This is a genomic window from Novosphingobium sp. PC22D (assembly GCF_002556635.1).
Classification (GTDB): Bacteria; Pseudomonadota; Alphaproteobacteria; order Sphingomonadales; family Sphingomonadaceae; genus Novosphingobium.
The window spans coordinates 39,063-56,511 of sequence record NZ_MWMO01000019.1 but is presented as its reverse complement, the minus strand read 5'-3'; the positions used below and the strand labels follow the sequence as shown (position 1 = coordinate 56,511).

The 17,449-nt window shown below is 65.8% G+C and carries 12 protein-coding genes, 1 tRNA gene and 4 pseudogenes; 10 read left to right on the top strand and 7 right to left on the bottom strand.

The genetic code is table 11. The annotated features are described in order from the left end of the window. Positions 1-77 precede the first annotated feature (77 nt). On the bottom strand, positions 78-878 hold the full coding sequence (locus B2G71_RS20695; RefSeq protein WP_098108557.1) for an enoyl-CoA hydratase-related protein: 801 nt from the start codon (positions 876-878) through the stop codon (positions 78-80). A 146-nt stretch (positions 879-1,024) separates the two neighbouring features. On the opposite strand from B2G71_RS20695, the pseudogene B2G71_RS20690 reads away from it, so the two are divergent. After that, positions 1,025-1,459 (top strand): annotated as a pseudogene (locus B2G71_RS20690) (transposase); the annotation flags it as partial. A gap of 146 nt (positions 1,460-1,605) precedes the next feature. Next, a pseudogene (locus B2G71_RS20685) lies at positions 1,606-2,619 on the top strand (IS256 family transposase); the annotation flags it as partial. Positions 2,620-2,716: 97 nt separating this feature from the next. On the opposite strand, the gene B2G71_RS20680 reads toward B2G71_RS20685, so the two are convergent. Then, positions 2,717-3,925 carry an IS110 family transposase gene (locus tag B2G71_RS20680; RefSeq protein ID WP_168176434.1) on the bottom strand — a complete coding sequence of 403 codons (1,209 nt, stop codon included), beginning with the start codon at positions 3,923-3,925 and terminating at the stop codon, positions 2,717-2,719. A gap of 263 nt (positions 3,926-4,188) precedes the next feature. Between B2G71_RS20680 and B2G71_RS20675 the strand changes: the two are divergent. Together B2G71_RS20675 and B2G71_RS24615 are read left to right on the top strand one after the other, a co-directional pair. Further along, positions 4,189-4,389 (top strand): annotated as a pseudogene (locus tag B2G71_RS20675) (transposase); the annotation flags it as partial. A gap of 145 nt (positions 4,390-4,534) precedes the next feature. Then, positions 4,535-4,726 (top strand): annotated as a pseudogene (locus tag B2G71_RS24615) (hypothetical protein); the annotation flags it as partial. A gap of 1,048 nt (positions 4,727-5,774) precedes the next feature. On the opposite strand, the gene B2G71_RS20665 reads toward B2G71_RS24615, so the two are convergent. Then, positions 5,775-5,851 (bottom strand) — tRNA-Pro (locus tag B2G71_RS20665). 204 nt (positions 5,852-6,055) lie between these two features. On the opposite strand from B2G71_RS20665, the gene yajC reads away from it, so the two are divergent. From yajC to secF, 3 genes are read left to right on the top strand one after another with little or no spacing between them, the layout of a single operon-like run. Next, positions 6,056-6,391: a preprotein translocase subunit YajC gene (yajC, locus tag B2G71_RS20660; protein WP_098108555.1), complete on the top strand. Its 336-nt coding sequence runs from the start codon at positions 6,056-6,058 to the stop codon at positions 6,389-6,391. Between the two features lie 8 nt (positions 6,392-6,399). Continuing rightward, positions 6,400-8,007 (top strand): protein translocase subunit SecD, encoded by a 1,608-nt coding sequence (gene secD / locus B2G71_RS20655; protein ID WP_098108554.1) that lies wholly within the window; start codon positions 6,400-6,402, stop codon positions 8,005-8,007. 13 nt (positions 8,008-8,020) lie between these two features. After that, positions 8,021-9,001 (top strand): protein translocase subunit SecF, encoded by a 981-nt coding sequence (gene secF, locus B2G71_RS20650; RefSeq protein ID WP_098108553.1) that lies wholly within the window; start codon positions 8,021-8,023, stop codon positions 8,999-9,001. 34 nt (positions 9,002-9,035) lie between these two features. Here the strand turns inward: secF and B2G71_RS20645 are convergent, their stop codons facing one another. Beyond that, the gene (locus B2G71_RS20645) at positions 9,036-10,262 is read right to left on the bottom strand and encodes a glycosyltransferase (RefSeq protein WP_098108552.1); all 1,227 of its coding nucleotides are present in this window, start codon (positions 10,260-10,262) and stop codon (positions 9,036-9,038) included. Position 10,263: 1 nt separating this feature from the next. Beyond that, positions 10,264-10,830: a helix-turn-helix transcriptional regulator gene (locus B2G71_RS20640; RefSeq protein ID WP_098108551.1), complete on the bottom strand. Its 567-nt coding sequence runs from the start codon at positions 10,828-10,830 to the stop codon at positions 10,264-10,266. Positions 10,831-10,929: 99 nt separating this feature from the next. Here B2G71_RS20640 and B2G71_RS20635 point away from each other — a divergent pair, with 99 nt between their 5' ends. Further along, the gene (locus B2G71_RS20635; RefSeq protein WP_098108586.1) at positions 10,930-11,403 is read left to right on the top strand and encodes a DUF6456 domain-containing protein; all 474 of its coding nucleotides are present in this window, start codon (positions 10,930-10,932) and stop codon (positions 11,401-11,403) included. Between the two features lie 78 nt (positions 11,404-11,481). Continuing rightward, on the top strand, positions 11,482-13,290 hold the full coding sequence (locus B2G71_RS20630; RefSeq protein ID WP_098108550.1) for a DUF885 family protein: 1,809 nt from the start codon (positions 11,482-11,484) through the stop codon (positions 13,288-13,290). 3 nt (positions 13,291-13,293) lie between these two features. Here B2G71_RS20630 and B2G71_RS20625 read toward each other — a convergent pair whose 3' ends face one another. Continuing rightward, a complete protein-coding gene (locus B2G71_RS20625) occupies positions 13,294-14,649 on the bottom strand; it encodes an amidohydrolase (RefSeq protein WP_098108585.1) in 1,356 nt (451 codons plus the stop codon). Between the two features lie 143 nt (positions 14,650-14,792). Further along, positions 14,793-16,577 (bottom strand): ATP-binding cassette domain-containing protein, encoded by a 1,785-nt coding sequence (locus B2G71_RS20620; RefSeq protein WP_098108549.1) that lies wholly within the window; start codon positions 16,575-16,577, stop codon positions 14,793-14,795. Between the two features lie 121 nt (positions 16,578-16,698). Here B2G71_RS20620 and B2G71_RS20615 point away from each other — a divergent pair, with 121 nt between their 5' ends. Then, positions 16,699-17,421, top strand: coding sequence for an SIMPL domain-containing protein (locus B2G71_RS20615; protein WP_098108584.1), 723 nt, complete (start codon positions 16,699-16,701; stop codon positions 17,419-17,421). The last annotated feature ends 28 nt before the right edge of the window (positions 17,422-17,449 follow it).

Below are 17,449 nucleotides of genomic sequence, written 5' to 3'. Positions count from 1 at the left end.
ACCGATCCGTCCGCGTGGCCGTACCGCCGCGTCCGCTTCCGGCGCGCAACCGCGCGCCGGGTCGGACACATCGCTGGTCAGGAATCCGAGAAGTCCGGCTCGCGCTTTTCGAGGATCGCCTTGACCGCCTCGAGATGATGCGGCGATTCCCAGGACTTCGTTTCCAACCGCAGCATCTCGCCCATGTAGCGTCGCGCCTTGTCGACAAGTTCGAGGTTGAGCGCCTGCTTGGTCGTCTGCACCGCGGCGGGCGACTTGGCGAGCAGCCCCTTCACCCAGCGCTCGACCGCCGCATCGAGGTCTTCGCGCGTGCTCGCCTCGGTGATCAGGCCCTTGGCGGCGGCCTCGGCTCCGGTCAGCGGATCGCCGGTGAGCAGGTGGCGGCGGGCCTCGACCAGTCCGACGAGATCGGGCCACAGCAGCGCGCCCCCGTCGCCTGTCGCCAGGCCCACGTTCACGTGCGGATCGGCGATTCGCGCGTCCTCGGCCATGATCGTGATGTCGGCGGCGAGCGCGAGGCTGGCGCCCAGCCCCATGGCATGACCGTTGATCCGCGCGACGATCGGCTTGGGGCATTCGAGCATGCCGAGGATGATCGCGCGCGCCTCCACCATGCTGACTTGCCAGTGGCCGCGATCACCAAAGGTCTCGACCATCCCGTTGAGGTCGCCGCCGGCGCTGAAGGCCCGCTCGCCGCTACCGGTGAAGACGATGCAGCGCACATCGGGATCGGCCCCGGCGTCGGACCAGATCCGTGCCAGTTCGTCGTGCGTTTGCGGGGTCATCGCGTTCAGGGGCGGATTGTCCAGCGTCACGGTCAGGACGTGGTCGCGCAAGGTGACCGACAAGGCTTGGTAGGATTCGTAGCGCCCGGGCACGGCATTTCCCTCTCTCAGTTGCGCGGCGATCCTTGCCGCCGAAGCGCGCGCGGCACAACCCTTCGCCTGATGTGCCTGTCAGGAGGAGGGAAATTGAACCTCTGAGCCTTCACCACTCAATGTGCAGACTGGCGTTTTAGCGATACATTCGTCGAGACGGATGGAGATATTGCTTGGGTCGGCTGAGCGCGGCAGGTGATCCGCTTGAGCGTCTAGCGGCCGTCGTGGATTTCGAGGTTTTCCGAGATCAGCTGGTGGCAGCCTTGCATCGCAGTGCGCGCGGCAAGAGCGGCAGGCTCCCATTCGATCCGGTCCTCATGTTCAAGGTCCTGGTGCTGCAGGCGCTCTACTTGCTGTCTGACGAGGCGACCGAGTGCCAGATCAAGGATCGCTTGCCTATCCAGCGATTCCTGGCTCTGGGGCTCGATGGTACCGTGCCCGACGCGACGACGGTACGGGTATTCCGCGAGAGGCTGGTGAAGGCCAACGCGATCGATAAGCTCTTCGCCAGGTTCGATGCAGCCCTCTCCGACCGGGGCTATCTCGCTATGGGCGGCCAGATCATCGACGCCACGGTCGTATCGGCAGTCCGGACCCGGGGCACTTCCTGGGTGACGATGTCGCGATGAAGCTGCTATACCTCGTGCTTAACAAGGCGGCCGAGGAATGGGGCCTGTCAGTAATTTTGTGCGCGAGGCCATAGAGATGGATAGAAAGGACCATCGATATGGCGATCGACAAGGACATGCTGGACCAGCTGCTGGCTGGTCGTGATCCGCAGGATTTGTTCGCGAAGGACGGGCTGCTCGACGAGTTGAAGAAGGCTTTGTCGGAGCGGATGCTGTCGGCGGAGCTGGAAGACCATCTGGAAGCCGAGAGCGCCGAAGGCGCAATGAACCGGCGCAACGGCTCGTCGCGCAAGACGATGCTGACGGGGACCTCGAAGGTGACGCTGGACGTTCCGCGCGACCGGGCGGGCACGTTCGATCCCAAGTTGATCGCCAAATACCAGCGGCGGTTCCCGGACTTCGACGACAAGATCGTGTCGATGTACGCGCGCGGGATGACGGTGCGCGAAATCCGCGGGCATCTTGAGGAGCTGTACGGCATCGACGTATCGCCCGACCTGATCTCGACGATCACCGATGCGGTGCTGGAGACGGTCACGGAGTGGCAGGGTCGACCGCTCGACGCCTGCTACCCGCTGGTGTTCTTCGACGCGATCCGGGTCAAAATCCGCGACGAGGGCTTCGTTCGCAACAAGGCGGTGTACATCGCACTCGGCATCCTGCCCGACGGCACGAAGGACATCCTGGGCATCTGGATCGAGCAGACCGAAGGCGCCAAGTTCTGGTTGCGCGTCATGAACGAACTCAAGAATCGCGGCGTTGCCGACATCCTGATCGCGGTCGTCGATGGCCTCAAGGGCTTCCCCGACGCGATCAATGCGGCGTTCCCCGAGACGGTGGTCCAGACGTGCATCGTCCACCTGCTGCGTAACTCGATGAGCTTTGCGTCATGGAAGGACCGTAAGCCGATCGCCCAGGCGTTGCGCGCTGTCTATCGCGCCGACACCGCCGAGGCCGGCCTGGCGGCGCTCGACGCGTTCGAGGCTGGCCATTGGGGCAAGCGGCATCCCGCGATCGCCCAGAGCTGGCGGCGGCACTGGGACCAGGTGATCCCGTTCTTTGCGTTCCCCGAAGGGGTGCGTCGGATCATCTATACCACGGATGAGATGGACAAGACCGGCCGCAGAAAATTGTGCTATGGAGGTGGCGCGCGGGCGACTCCGTGGCGAAGAGCGGAACCCAGGCTGCGAGTTCCGTCAGGCCGCCTTTTCACAGTCCTGCCGGTTTGGAGCGTCCGCGCACCTTTGGCTTTGTCTCCCACTGGGCAACGAACTGCTCATAGGCCTGCTCGGCATGGCGGGCGATATCCATTTCCTGATCGCGCAATGCCCTGACGTTGTAGGCGTAAGCTGGGCCGGGCTTGTTGCCCTTCTTCTGCGGTTTTCCGGCCTTGAGTTCCATGGCCCGACGCTTGTTGGCGATCAGCGCTGGGCGCGCCCAGCGATAATCGGTCTGCTTGGTCAGCAGATGCCAGCACAGAACCGTCAGCTTGCGCGCCAAGGCGACGGCCGCCACCTGATGGCCACGCTTGGCCCGGATGCGGACGAAGAATGCATGCAGCGGCCCAGGCGTTTTGGCGGCCGCCCATGCCGCCTCGACCAGCATCGCTCTGACGTGGCTGCGTCCGACCTTGCTGATCCGCCCATGGTGAGCCGCGCCAAGCCCCGACTGGCGCACCCGCGGGTTGAGGCCGAAGTAGCTCACCAGCTTTTGCGGGCTCGAGAAGCGATTGATGTCGCCGATTGCTGCCACAATCCCCGCTGCCACGGTCAGATTGATGCCCGTGATGGTGAGCAATCTGGCAATTGCGTCATCGTCGAGCGCGTCGCCGGCGATTTCCTTGTCGACGGCTGCCAAATCGTCAGTCAGGCGGTCGAGCTCGCGAATGTGTCGCTCGATAGCGCCACGTTCGTCTTCCGGCACGGGCTGGCGCAACAGCCAGGCACGGCCAACGGTGCTGAACAGATCGGCATGCGGACAGCGCGGGATCAGGTGAGCGTGCAGGATCGAATGCACCTCGTTCTTGATCCGCGTGCGGTGCCGGACGATTTGAAATCGCCGGGCAGCAAGCCGGCGCATCCGCTCTGTCGCTGCATCCGGTGTCCAGATTTCCGGCAGGTAGCCGGCTGCATGCAAACTCGCCAGCGTGCCTGCATCGATCTTGTCGGTCTTCACATGCGCATGCGCGATCGCCTTCACCTGAAGCGGATTGGCGATCACTACCCGGGCCACAAACGGCGAGAGCACCCGCGAAACCGCCATACAGTTGCCCGTTGCCTCGATCACGACCTCGTCGGTAGATCTCAGTCCTTTGCCGAAACCCTCCAGCGCCGTCCGGGTCATATCGACCCGTCCGGCATTCCTGAGCCGGCCTTCCTCCCAAATCACCACCTCGCCAAAGGTGCGGTGGATATCAATGCCAATGACGCGCCGCATCAACGCCTCCTGTCAGCCAAAGTGACGGGAGCGGCGGGCGACACGACAACTACGGATCCGCGCTCGCAGCGCAACCGGGTGAGTCGCAGAGGCGGTCAGCTACTAACACGAGCTCGCAGCTCATCGAGTACATCGACCTGCCCGCACATTCGTGCTCCCGGTGCCTCTGTCCCGGATGGTCGCACCATATGCCGCAACCCGTGAGTCGCAGAAGGAACTTCGGCACCGACGTCCTCATACCGGTTACCAACGCGATCGAGGCGCTGAACTCGAAGCTGCGACGTGCGGTTCGAACCCGCGGTCACTTCCCCGGTGACGATGCCGCGATGAAGCTGCTATACCTCGTGCTCAACAAGGCCGCCGAGGAATGGAAACGGCCGCCGCGCGAGTGGTCGGAGGCAAAGACCCAGTTCGCCGTGATCTTCGGCGAAAGGTTCGTCATCTGATGACGACAATCGGCCTCGCGCACAAAATTACTGACAGGCCCGAGGAATGGAACGGCCACCGCGCGAGTGGTCAGAAGCAAAGCCCCAGTTCGCCGTGATCTTCGGCGAAAGGTTCGTCATCTGATGACGGTAACCGGCCCCGCGCACAAAATTGCTGACACTCCCCGCCATCCCGATGTTAGGCTACAAGAGTCGCATAGGCATAGATCGTGCCCATGATCTCATCCGCACTTGGGACGCGAGCGCGGCCAATGGCCACGACGGCGCTCAGCTCGCAGACGTGGTCAGCAAGGATGACACCGGCTCCAGCGTCTGGGCCGATAAGGCCTTCTGGTCGCCCACTCGCGCGCCTTGACGTCCCCAGTGTACCGGAATCAGCCGGTTCTTCGAGATGTCGAAACGACTCTAGGCGCTTGCCCAATACATACTTTCTTTCCCAAATCAGGTGTAGACCGGCTGATATCTCCTCCTGGGTGCTTGAGATCATAGGTTATCAATATCACTGCCATAGCAATAAACGTTCCGACTATCGCAACCGCATTGACCTCTGAGTCGATCCGAGTAGGGTTCTCGGGCGTAATTCGCTCATTCCAACCGGCGATTGCCGCGTAATCAATGGTGGAATGATGGGGGCCGAGGTAACGACTCGGTCCCCACTTCACTTATCAGTCGTAAACACCTCATGGCTAACCCCTTGGCGGGACTCGCTAAATCTGGTTTACTACCGTTGGCGAATTGAAATATCCGAAGATGTCTCCGCAGATGTCCATGTCGAGATCGGTAGGCCCAACCTATGACCGCCCGCACCGAAGCCTCGATCCTACTCGCCCTGCTGGTCTACGTGATCGGCGGCAACCTGCTGCAATGGCTGCACGGCTAGCGTGCGATTACGCATAACTGATAGTTTCCACGGTCTCCGACGATACCACCAGCCCTTTCTCCCTCTGATGCCTTAGGGCAGCTCCTACGCGCCGAACCAAGAGTGGAACGACTTCCGGTCTCCAGCACCAGACCGCGCTCCAAGATCATCTGGCCAGCGATCTCGCGAGTCGCGAGAGGATCGCGCGTTTTCTGCGGGATGGACAGCACAAGGCGAGTCAATCTGTGCGCGCGAGGACCAGTCTTCCGGTGGGCGGATATCTTGGGCCGAATGGCCTCAACTTCCATGTTAGGAGCCACGACTGCCAGCGCGCCGTCTATCGCGGATAGATCTTGCACCGGCTTGGAAACCCGGTCATGTGCTGCCCGGAATTCGCCCGCTATCTCTGCCCGCCGCTTGGCAATAAGCCCGTCACCCACATAGTCCGTCATGTGCCGACATTACGCGTCGCGAGCGATGTCATCTATCCTGGCGTTGGTGCGCTTGCTGCCTAATGCCGGTAAATTGGTCGGGACGAGAGGATTCGAACCTCCGACCCCCACACCCCCAGTGTGATGCGCTACCAGGCTGCGCTACGTCCCGACCGAGGCGAGGGCCTATAGTCGGGCCGTGGCGCGAGTGCAAGCGCTCTGGCGACGGGTCGTGTCGCGGGGCGCGTTGCCAGTGCCGGTCTTTGTTGCTAACCGCCCGCGCAGATGGGCAACGCGAGCCCGGGGGCGCGCCGCTTCGGCAAGCCGCCGTGGGGCGCGCATCGCGACAAGAACGACAAGAAAGCCAATTCGCAAGATGAACGACACGGTTCTCGATCTCCTCGCCGCCGGTTCGGCCGGTTCGGCGCCGCCGGCATGGATGCAGTTCCTGCCGCTCGTGGCGATGGGCGTGATCTTCTGGTTCCTCATCCTGCGCCCGCAGATGCGGCGGCAGAAGGAGCATCGCCAGAAGGTCGAGGCGCTCAAGAAGGGCGATGAAGTGCTGACCGGCGGCGGCCTGGTCGGCAAGGTCGTCAGGGTCGACGAGCACTACGCCGAGGTCGAGATTGCCCAGGGCGTGCGCGTCAAGGCGGTCAAGCACACGATCACCGACGTCAATCCGCCCAAGGGCGCAACCCCCGCGAACGATTGAGCGGCGCCATGCTCGATTTTCCTCTCTGGAAGCGCGTGTGGTTCTGGGGCGTCACGCTGTTCGCCCTGGCCTGCGCGCTTCCCTCGCTGTTCGCGGTGGCCAACGTGGGCTGGCCGCGATACCTGCCCGACCCGACGATCAACCTCGGGCTCGACCTCGCCGGCGGCAGCCACATCCTGCTCGAGGCGGACAAGGGGCAGGTGGCGCAGCAGCGCATCGAGAACATGGAGGAATCGGTCCGTGGCCGGCTCCGCCTCGCCAATCCGCGCATCCGCATCGGCGATATCTCTAGCAGCGGCGGGCGGCTTTCGTTCATGCTGCGCGATCCCGCGCAGGTCGACGCCGCGCGCGACGAGATCGAGCCGCTGACCTACGGGGCCGGGCTCACCGGCCAGCGTGACTGGACGATCGAGGTGGTCGACGGCAGCCGCTTCGTCCTGACGCCGACCGAGGCGGGGCTCGACCAGGCGGTCTCGAACGCGATGGAATCGGCGATCGAGGTCGTGCGCAAGCGGATCGACGCGCTGGGCACGCGCGAGCCGACGATCATTCGCCAGGGCGAAGAGCGCATCGTCGTCCAGGTGCCGGGGCTGCAGGACCCGCAGGCGCTCAAGAACCTGCTCGGCCAGACCGCGAAGCTCGAGTTCAAGCTGGTCGATCCGACCGCGACTCCCAGCGACGTCGCGCAGGGCATCGCTCCGCCGGGCAGCGAGATCGTGCCTTATGCCGACCCGGCGGGCGCGGGCGGGGTGCAGGCGCTCGCGGTGCGCCGTCTCGGCGGCATCAAGGGCGACAACCTCACCGATGCGCGCCAGACTTTCGATCCGCAGAACAACTCCGCGGTCGTCTCGATCACCTTCGACCAGACCGGCGGGGCCAAGTTCGCCAAACTCACCAGCGAGAACGTCAATCGCCCCTTCGCCATCATCCTCGACGGCAAGGTGCTTTCGGCGCCGAACATCAACGAACCGATCCTGGGCGGGTCGGCGCAGATCTCGGGCGGCTTCAATGTCGAGACCGCGAACCAGCTCGCCATCGCCTTGCGCTCGGGCGCGCTGCCGGTCGACCTGACCGTCGTCGAGGAACGCACCGTCGGGCCGGACCTCGGCGCCGATTCGATCCAGAAGGGCCTCATCGCGATGGGCGTCGGCTCGTTGCTGGTGGTGCTGTTGATGATCGCGAGCTACGGCCGCTTCGGCATCTACGCGACCTGCGCGCTGGTGCTCAACGTGCTCATGATCCTGGGGATCATGGCGCTGATGAACACGACGCTGACGCTGCCGGGCATCGCCGGTTTCGTGCTCACGATCGGCGCGGCGGTCGACGCCAACGTGCTGATCTACGAACGCATGCGGGAGGAGCGAAAGCGCGGGCGGCGAGTGATCGCGGCGGTCGAGAACGGCTACAAGGAAGCGAGCCGCGCGATCTACGACGCCAACGTCACCAACTTCATCGCCGGCGCGCTGCTGTTCCTGTTCGGCTCGGGGCCGGTCCGCGGCTTCGCCGTGGTTCTCATCATCGGCCTGTTCACCAGCGTCTTCACCGGCGTCGCGCTGACCCGCATGTGGGTCGCCTCGTGGCTGCGCAAGGCGCGGCCGACCGAGCTGCACGTCTAAGGAGGGCCGGACGATGAAACTGCTCAAGCTGGTTCCCGAGAACACCAACATCCACTTCCTCAAGTGGCGCGTGCCCTTCTACATCATCAGTGTGGTCCTGATCATCGCGAGCTGGGCGCTGGTGATGACGCAGGGGCTCAACTACGGCGTCGATTTCGCCGGAGGCCAGGAAATCCGCGTCGCCTTCACCCAGGAAGAGGAAGCCCCGGTCGCCGAACTTCGCGATCTGGTCGGCGGGCTCGGCTACGGCGATCCGGTGATCCAGCGCTTCGGCGCGCCGAACGAAGTCTCGATCCGCACCAAGCTGCCGCCCGAGGCCGAGGGCAATCCCGGCATGGCCGAGAAGATCAGCAACCAGATCGTCGGCGCCCTGCGCGCCAACCATGCCGACGTGCGGGTCGACGGGATCGATACGGTCTCGGGCAAGGTCTCGGGCGAGTTCCGCGAGAAGGCGATCTATGCGCTGCTCGCGGCGATGCTGGCGATCGCGATCTACATCTGGGTGCGCTTCGAGTGGCAGTTCGGTGTGGGGGCGCTCTTCGCGCTGTTCCACGACGTGTCGTTGACGCTGGGGATGTTCGCGCTGTTCCAGCTCGAATTCAGCCTCCAGATCATTGCCGCGATCCTCGCCATCATCGGCTATTCGCTCAACGATACGATCGTGGTCTACGACCGTATCCGCGAGAACCTGAAGAAGTATCGCCGAATGCCGATCGTCGAACTGCTCGACCTTTCGGTGAACGAGACGCTGGCGCGCACGGTGATGACCTCGGCCACGCTGCTGATCGCACTGCTGCCGCTGCTGTTCTTCGGTCCGGAAAGCCTGTTCGGCCTCACCGCCGCGATCGTGCTGGGCATCTTCGTGGGCACCTACAGCTCGATCTACATGGCCGCGCCGATCCTGATCTGGCTGCGCGTGAGCACTGACAGCTTCGTCCCGAAGGAAAGCGAGATGGACCGGCAGGAGCGGCTCGCCCGCGAACGCGGCGGCTGACGGCGCGCCCTGCCCGCCGGAGCGGTCTGCGCGATCAGCTCGCGGCGGGCTCGGGTTCGCGCAGGCCGACGGCGTTTCCCGCGAGCACGTCCTGCCAGAACCGCACCAGGTTCTCGGCGTTGACGCTCCAGCTGAAGTTGCGTGCGTGCGCGGCGACGTCGGTTTGCGCCGGCGGATCGGCGAGAATGTCGGTGACGGCTTCGGCGATCGAGGTCGCGTCGCGCTCGACCAGGCGGCCGGCGGCGCGGTCGCGCACGATCTCGGAGGCGCCGCCGATATCGGGGATGACCAGCGGCGTGCCGCAAGCCAGCGCCTCGATCCACACGTTGGCCAGCCCTTCGCTGCTCGAAGGCAGCACCACCACGTCGGCCGCACAGAGAAGCTGCGGCAATACGTCGTGCGGCACCAGGCCGAGGAAGTGCACTCGGTCGGCAACGCCGAGATCCTTGGCGAGCTGGCGCAGCGACTGCTCCTCCTCGCCGACGCCGGCGAGCGCCAGCCGCGCTTCGGGCAGATGCGTGAGGCTGGCGATCGCGAGGCGTTGCCCCTTGCGCTCGATCAGCGCGCCCGGCGTGACGATCAGCGGGCCTTCCGACCAGATGCCGAGGTTGGGCATCGCCGACACGAGCGCCCGGGCGGCACCGCGCTCGATCGGGTGGAAGCGCTCGCGGTCGAGCCCGGTGTAATGCACCGCGATGCGGTCGGCGGGCATGCCGAGCGCGATCATGTCTTCGCGCAGCGCCCGACTCACCGCGAGCATGCCTGCCGACTGGCGCGCGGCTTCAAGCATCTGCGCGAGCGCCGAGGAGCGCTTGCCCCAGTAGTGGATGTCGCCGCCGCGCGACTTGATGGTCAGCGGCAGGCCGAGCTTGCGCGCGATCTTCGCAGCGGCCGGGCCGTCGGGAAAGAAGAACTGGGCATCGACGATGTCGAACGGCTTTTCGGCATGGAGCTTTTCGGCGAGCGGCAGCACAGCGGACAGGATGCGGCTGGGGTTCGAATCGCCGCCGATGCGGGGGAAAAGCGTGAACTTGGGATAGTGGACCGGAAGCCCGACTTCGTCGCTCATGTCGGGAATGCGCTTCAGCTTGTCGTAGGGCTCGCGGCGCGAAAGCGGCCAGGGCGGCACGCCGATCGGGCTGATCATCGTCAGATCGACGTCGTCCCGGGTCGAAACCGCGCGCATCTGGTTGCCGACGAAGATGCCGAATGAGGGGCGAACGGGATTGGGGAAGAGCGTCGCAAGGGAAAGAATGCGCAAGCTAGAAGGTCCTGACCAGCATATAGGCGACCGCGATCCAGAGCGGGTGTTCGATAACGATCTGCCTTTGTCCTGTGCCGAGCGGTAGCACCCCCACGCGGGGGCCGTCACTGTCGAACAGACGTCCGAAAGCGAATCGTCCTTCGGCCCGGGCGACGAGCACGTCGCGATTGATGTGCCGGGCGAGGTCTTCGGGCGAGACCATGCGCAACCAGATCTGGTCGCCCGCCCGGTATTCGCCGCTGCTCACCTCGACTTCGATGACTACGATATCGCCCGACGAGCCGTGGTGAAGCACCGCCTCGCGCGGCTTGCCGATCGATTCGACGTCCTTGTCGATCAGCCGCGCGACGACCTTGGGGCCGTCGGCTTCCTCGCCGCGCACGAGCAGCGTCGGCTCGACATCCAGCGCGGCACCGATCCGGTTCATCCAGTCGAGCGAGAGGGTGCGGGTGCCCGTCTCCAGCCGGCCCACCGTCTGCGCCGTGGTGGGTGGGGTGCAACGCGCCGCCACGTCGGCGAGGGTAAGCCCCTTGGCCTTGCGGACATCCCGGATGCGGTTGATCATGCGAACGATCCCGGAGAACCAAATCGGTTCAAGGCTTTCCTACAGACCTCGCGATTGGGCAAGTGTCGAATCGTCTGACCAGCGAAGGAGGAAATGCCCGTGAAGCGCCATCTCGTCGAACGCGAACTTACCGAGGAAGGGCCGAGGCGGCGTGCGGGGGCCGCGCGGGGGCGTCGCACCGCCACCGTCAATCTCGCCGAGTCGCCGGTCGCCTGGCTCCACGCGCGCGGCCATCTCGACGAGCGGCAATTCGACGCCGGCGAGCGGCTGCGGGCGGATTGGGAGTTCGCCCAGCTCAGTCAGCGTCTGACGATGCGCTGGGATCCGGTGCGGACGAAAGGCGGTCCCGACGCGGGATTGAGCCCGACCGAACGCCAGATTGCCGCCAAGGCCCGGTTCGATGGTGCCGTCGCCGCCGCCGGCTCCGGATTGTCGGATATCCTGTGGCGCGTCGTCTGCGCGGGCGAGGGACTGCCCGATGCCGAACGCGCGCTTGGCTGGCCGACGCGCAGCGGCAAGCTTGTGCTCCGCCTCGCGCTCGATCGCGTGGCCGACTTCTACCGGATCGGCTGAGGGTCGCTCGGGCTTGCGGCCTGTGCGCAATGGGGGCAAACGCGACAGCACAGAAAATTTCAGAAATGGACAACTTCCATGCACCGTCGCCAATTCCTCTCCGCCAGCGCCGCCGCTGTGGCCGTCGGCACCGTCAGCACCGCGCCCGCTTTCGCGGCGGCCTCGGGGGACGAGGCCTTCGCCGCCCTGCTCGACGAGCTGTTCTACGCCGGGATCGATGCCTCGCCCGAATCGGCGACCGCTAGCGGTCTCGACAAGGGCGAGCGCGCCGCGCTCAAATCGCGGCTCGATGACGAAAGCAGCGCGGGCCACGCGAAGACCGTGGCGCGCAACCGTGCCGGGCTCGCCGCGATCGAGGCGGTCGATCCGGCGACGCTCAGCCCTGCGGCGCAAAACCAGCGCGAAGTCGCGTTGTACGTCTATCGCCAGCGGCTCGCCGCGGTCCCGTTCGAACTCGATTCGATCCGGCGGCCCTATCCGATCTTCCAGCAGGGCGGCGCCTATTTCGGCATTCCCGATTTCCTCAACAGCCAGCACACGATCGAGGAGGCCGCCGACGCCGAAGCCTACCTTTCGCGGCTTTCCGCCTTCGCCGAAGTGCTCGACGAGGAGACCGCCTACCAGCGCGATCTCGCGCCGCGCGGGGTGATCGCGCCCGGCTGGTCGATCGATCTGACGCTGGGTCAGATGGGCAAGCTGCGCGAACCCGGGCCCGAGGCTTCGGGACTGGCCGATTCGGTCGCGCGCCGCGCCGAAGCCAAGGGCATCGCCGGAGACTGGCGCGCGCGGGCCGCGAAGATCGTCGAGGCCGAGGTCTATCCCGCGCTCGACCGGCAGGCCGCGCTGATGGCCGAACTGCGCGGCAGGACGCCCGAGGGCGACGGCGTCTGGCGGCTTGATCAGGGTGAGGCGATCTATGCCGCCGCGCTCAAGGACAGCACCACGACCGATCTCGCGCCCGAGGCGGTCCATGAGATCGGTTTGCGGCAAGTCGCCGAGATCAGCGCGCAACTCGAGGAAATCCTCGGCGATGCCGGGATCACCGGCGGCAGCGTGGGCGAGCGGCTGGCCAAGCTCAACACCCGGCCCGAGCAAGTCTACGCCAACACCGACGCGGGCCGCGAAGCGCTGATCGCCAGCCTGAACCATGGCGTGGCGCAGATGAAGACGTTGCTGCCCAGGGCCTTCATGAACGTGCCCGACAAGCCGCTCGAGATCCGCCGCGTGCCGCCCGCGATTCAGGACGGCGCGTCGAACGGCTATTACTCGCGTGCCGCGCTCGACGGGTCGCGCGACGCGATCTACTGGATCAACCTCAAGGACACGGCCGACTGGCCGAAATACCAGCTCCCCTCGCTGACCTACCACGAGGGCGTTCCCGGCCATCACCTGCAGCTCAGCTACGCGGCGACGGCGGGCGACGTGCCGCTGTTGCTGCGCACGTTGTTCATTTCGGCCTACGGCGAGGGCTGGGCGCTCTATGCCGAGCAGCTCGCCGACGAACTGGGCGGCTACTCGGGAATCGAGAAGGCCGGCTACCTCCAGTCGTTCCTGTTCCGCGCCGCGCGGCTGGTGGTCGATACCGGCATTCACGCCAAGCGCTGGAGCCGCGAGAAGGCGACCCGGTACCTCGTCGATACCGTCGCCTTCCCGCAGGCGCGCAGCCAGCGCGAGATCGAGCGCTATTGCACGCAGCCGGGGCAGGCCTGCAGCTACAAGATCGGCCACAACAAGTGGCTCGAACTGCGCCGGCGCGCCCAGACGAAACTGGGCGACAAGTTCAGCCTGCCGTGGTTCCACGCGGTGCTGAGCGAGGGACTGATGCCGCTCGACCTGCTCGAGAAGCGCGTCGATCAGCGGATTGCGGCGAAGCTGCGGATGGGCTGACGGCTAGTCCGCAGCTGCGCCGGCATCGGGGGCGAGGAGGTCGAACACGGCCACCGTCATCGCTTCGGTGCCGAGCGTGACCGCCGGTTCCGGCGCGATCTTGAAGAACGGCGAGTGGTGCGCCGGTTCGGGCTTGCCCGCCTTCTCCAGCGCGTCGAGTTCGGCCTTGGGCGTGCCGCCGACATTGAAGTAAACGCCCGGCACATCGGTGTTGGGCGTCACCAGCACGCCGAAGTCCTCGGCGCCCATGCCGGTCTGCGGCGAATCGGTGACGATCGTGTCGGCGCCGAAATGGGTGGTGAAGGCTTTCTCGATCCGCTCGGTGACGGTCTTGTCGTTGATCGTCACCGGGGTCGACTGGACGATTTCGATCTCGGGCAGCATGTCGTCGGGCAAGCCGTTCATCCGCCCGACGCCCTTGGCGATCCGCTCGATCGCGGCGATCAGCTTGTCGCGCACTTCGTTGTCGTTAGAGCGCACGGTGAGTTGCAGCTCGGCGCGGTCCGAGATGATGTTGTGCTTGGCTCCGGCATGGAACGCGCCGACGGTGACGACCGCCGGTTGCAGCGGCGAAATCTCGCGCGAGACGATCGTCTGGAGCGCCATGACGATCTCCGCGCCGATCACGATCGGGTCCTTGCCGGCGTGCGGATAGGCGCCGTGCGTGCCGACGCCGTGGATGGTTATGTTGACCGAATCCGAGGTCGATGCGGTGATTCCCGGCTGGATTTCGATCCGGCCCGTGGCGAGCGGGGCGCCGACGTGGAACGCCAGCGCGTAGTCGGGCTTGGGAAAGCGTTCGTAGAGGCCGTCCTCGAGCATCGCGGAGGCGCCGTTGACGCGCTCCTCGGCGGGCTGGGCGATGAAGACGACGGTGCCGCTCCATCGATCCTTCAATTCGGAGAGGCGCCGCGCAGTGCCGATCAGCGAGGTGATGTGCACGTCATGCCCGCAGGCGTGCATCACCGGCTGCTCGATCCCCTCGACATCGACCTGCCGCGCCTTCGAGGCATAGGCCAGCCCGCTCGCCTCCTCGATCGGCAGCCCATCCATGTCGGCGCGAACCAGCACGGTCGGCCCGGCCCCGTTCCGCATCACGCCGACCACGCCGGTTCCGCCGACGCCTTCGGTGACGTCCACACCGACCGCCCGCAGTTCCCTCGCGATGATGCCGGCGGTGCGAAGCTCCTTGTGCGAAAGCTCCGGGTTGCGGTGGAAATCTAGGAACAGCGCCTCGAGCTTCGCGTCGTAGTCCGCGGCCACCGCCTCGCTCAGCCCGTCGGCGGCGAGCACTTGCGGCGGAATCGCACCTGCCGCGAGCGCGAGTGCGAGCGTCATCGTCTTGTGAAAGGCCCTCATTACCATTTGTCCCCTGATTCCGTTGTGCCGTTCGGAAGCGCGATCCTGAGGCGGGGCGCGTCGAAAGCCAAGGCCGAAGGGAAAATCGACAGGTTCAGGATGAGCGGTGCCGGGCATGGGGAGCGCAAGCCCGTGAAAGCTTCTCAGCCCTCGACCTGTTCCGCCAGTTCGAGCCAGCGTTCCTCGGCGGCTTCCTTTTCGGCGCGGGTCTTTTCGAGTTGCGCTGTCAGCGCGGCGAACGTGTCGGGATCGCGGCTGTAGAGGTCGGGATCGGTCAGCGCAGCTTCATCGCGGGCGATCGCGGCGTCGAGCTCCTCGATCCGGCTCGGCAGCAGGTCGTAGTCGCGCTGGTCCTTGTACGAGAGCTTCGTGCTCTTCGGCTTGGGCGGGGGAGGGGGCGCGGCGCTGTCGCCCGATTTCGACGCCTTCGCGGGCTGGGTGCGCTGCTTGCGCTTGGCTTCCCAGTCGGCATAGCCGCCCGCGATCACATCGACGCTGCCCGATCCGTCGAGCCCCAATGTGACCGTCACCGTCTTGTCGAGGAAGTCGCGGTCGTGGCTGACGATCAGCACGGTCCCCTCGTAGTCGGCGATCACTTCCTGCAGCAGGTCGAGCGTTTCGAGATCGAGGTCGTTGGTCGGCTCGTCGAGCACCAGCAGGTTCGACAGCCTCGCGAATTCTCGGGCGAGCAGCAGGCGCGAGCGCTCGCCGCCCGAAAGCGTGCCGACCTTGGCGTCGACCAGGCCCGGGGCGAACAGGAAGTCCTTGAGATAGGCCTGCACGTGCTTGCGCACGCCGCGCACGTCGACCCAGTCGCCGCCCTCGGCGATCACGTCGCGCAGCCGCTTTTCGGGCGCGAGCAGACTGCGCTGCTGGTCGATCACCGTGCCTTCGAGCGTCTTGGCGAGGATGACCTCGCCTTCGTCGGGTTCGAGTTCGCCGGTGAGTATCTTGAGCAGCGTGGTCTTGCCCGATCCGTTCGCGCCGACCAGGCCGATGCGGTCGCCGCGCTGGATGCGCAAATTGAAGTCGCGCAGGATCGTTCGGTCGCCGAAGCGCTTGGTGACGTGTTCGGCGACGATCACGGACTTGGTCTTGGTGTCGTCAGCGACGACCTTGAGCTTGGCCGCGCCTTGCGGGCTGAGCATCGCGGCGCGCTGGGCGCGCATCTCCCACAGCTTCTCGAGCCGGCCCTGGTTGCGCTTGCGCCGCGCGGTGACGCCGCGTTCGAGCCAGTGTGCCTCGAGCTTGAGCTTGGCGTCGAGCTTGTCGGCCGCGCGCGCTTCCTCGGCGTAGACCTGCTCCTCCCAGGCCTCGTAGCCGCCGAAGCCGACATCCTTGCGGCGCAGCGATCCGCGGTCGAGCCAGAGCGTCGCCCTGGTCAGCCGAGTGAGGAAGGTGCGGTCGTGGCTGATGACCACGAAGGCGCCCGAATAACGCTGCAGCCACGATTCGAGCCAGTCGATCGCGGCGATGTCGAGGTGGTTGGTCGGCTCGTCGAGCAGCAGCAGGTCGGGCTCGGAGGCCAGCGCGCGGCACAGCGCGGCGCGGCGGCGCTCGCCGCCCGATGCGCTCGCCGCCTCGCGCGACAAGTCGATGCCGAGCTGGTCGGCGATGGCTTCGACCTCGTGTCGCTGCGGTGCATCGTCGCCGTCGAGGGCGAAGTCGAGCAGCGTGTCGTAGCCGGTGAAGAACGGGTCCTGTTCAAGCGTGACGACCCTGGTGCCCGGCTGGATCGAGCGCTTGCCGCGGTCCGCCTCGACCTGCCCGGCGATCAGCCTGAGCAGCGTGGTCTTGCCCGCGCCGTTGCGCCCGATCAGCGCCAGCCGGTCGCGCGGGCCGATGTGCAGGTCGAGGTCCTGGAACAGCCAGCCCGAACCCTGGATCAGGCCGAGGCCTTCCCAACTGAGGATCGGTGGTGTCGCCATCCGCGCGCCCCTAGCCGCCGGGGCCGGGGCTTGGCAAGCGAGCGGGCCGCTTCCCGGCGCCGGGAACCATCGCGGCACCGGCGTGTTCAATCCCAGCGTCTATATCGAAAGTTGCCATTCCATGCGTCTTACCGCCCTGCTTCTCCTGGCCGCCGCCGCCAGTCCGCTCGCGGCGCCGATCGTTGCCCGCGCGGCTGAGGTGCAGATCGCCGTCGAGAACCCCGTCGTCGAATTGACCATCACCGAAACCGTGATGTCCGAACCCGATACCGCCATCGTCGGCGCGGGCGTTACCGTGCGCGCGCCGAGCGCCAGCGCGGCGCTGCGCCAGAACGCGGCGCAGATGACCAAGGTGATCGACAAGCTCAAGGCGTTGGGCATTCGCCGCGAGGATATCCAGACCTCGAACTTCAATCTCAACGCGCAGTACCAGTACCGCAACGACGGCCAGCAGCCCACCTTCCTGGGATACGACGCCAGCAACTCGGTGAACGTGACGCTTCGCGACATGACGAAGATCGGCGAGACGCTCGATGCGCTCGTGGGCGCGGGGGCGAACAACGTCTACGGACCGAACTTCTCGCTGAGCAAGGACGAGCCCGCAAGGGTCGCGGGCCGCAAGTCAGCTTTCGAGCGGGCTGGGGCGCAGGCTCGCGAATATGCCGCAATGGCGGGATATTCGGGCGTGCGGCTTCTCGAGGTCTCGGAAACCTACAACGCCTATTCGCCTCCGCCGATGCCGATGGCGATCACGGTGACGGCGCGGCGCGAGTCGACGCCGATCGAGCCGGGGCAGGTGGGAACCGCGGTGACGCTGACGGCGAAATATGAAATGACCCGCTAGATCGCTGTCCCGATCCTGAAAGAACGGG

What these genes read in the sequence shown, in the direction of transcription:
- B2G71_RS20640 (WP_098108551.1), bottom strand. Translation starts at nt 10,830, where the DNA reads ATGATCAACCGCATCCGGGATGTCCGCAAGGCCAAGGGGCTTACCCTC.
- B2G71_RS20630 (WP_098108550.1), top strand. Translation starts at nt 11,482, where the DNA reads ATGCACCGTCGCCAATTCCTCTCCGCCAGCGCCGCCGCTGTGGCCGTC.
- secF (WP_098108553.1), top strand. Translation starts at nt 8,021, where the DNA reads ATGAAACTGCTCAAGCTGGTTCCCGAGAACACCAACATCCACTTCCTC.
- yajC (WP_098108555.1), top strand. Translation starts at nt 6,056, where the DNA reads ATGAACGACACGGTTCTCGATCTCCTCGCCGCCGGTTCGGCCGGTTCG.
- secD (WP_098108554.1), top strand. Translation starts at nt 6,400, where the DNA reads ATGCTCGATTTTCCTCTCTGGAAGCGCGTGTGGTTCTGGGGCGTCACG.
- B2G71_RS20615 (WP_098108584.1), top strand. Translation starts at nt 16,699, where the DNA reads ATGCGTCTTACCGCCCTGCTTCTCCTGGCCGCCGCCGCCAGTCCGCTC.
- B2G71_RS20625 (WP_098108585.1), bottom strand. Translation starts at nt 14,649, where the DNA reads ATGAGGGCCTTTCACAAGACGATGACGCTCGCACTCGCGCTCGCGGCA.
- B2G71_RS20620 (WP_098108549.1), bottom strand. Translation starts at nt 16,577, where the DNA reads ATGGCGACACCACCGATCCTCAGTTGGGAAGGCCTCGGCCTGATCCAG.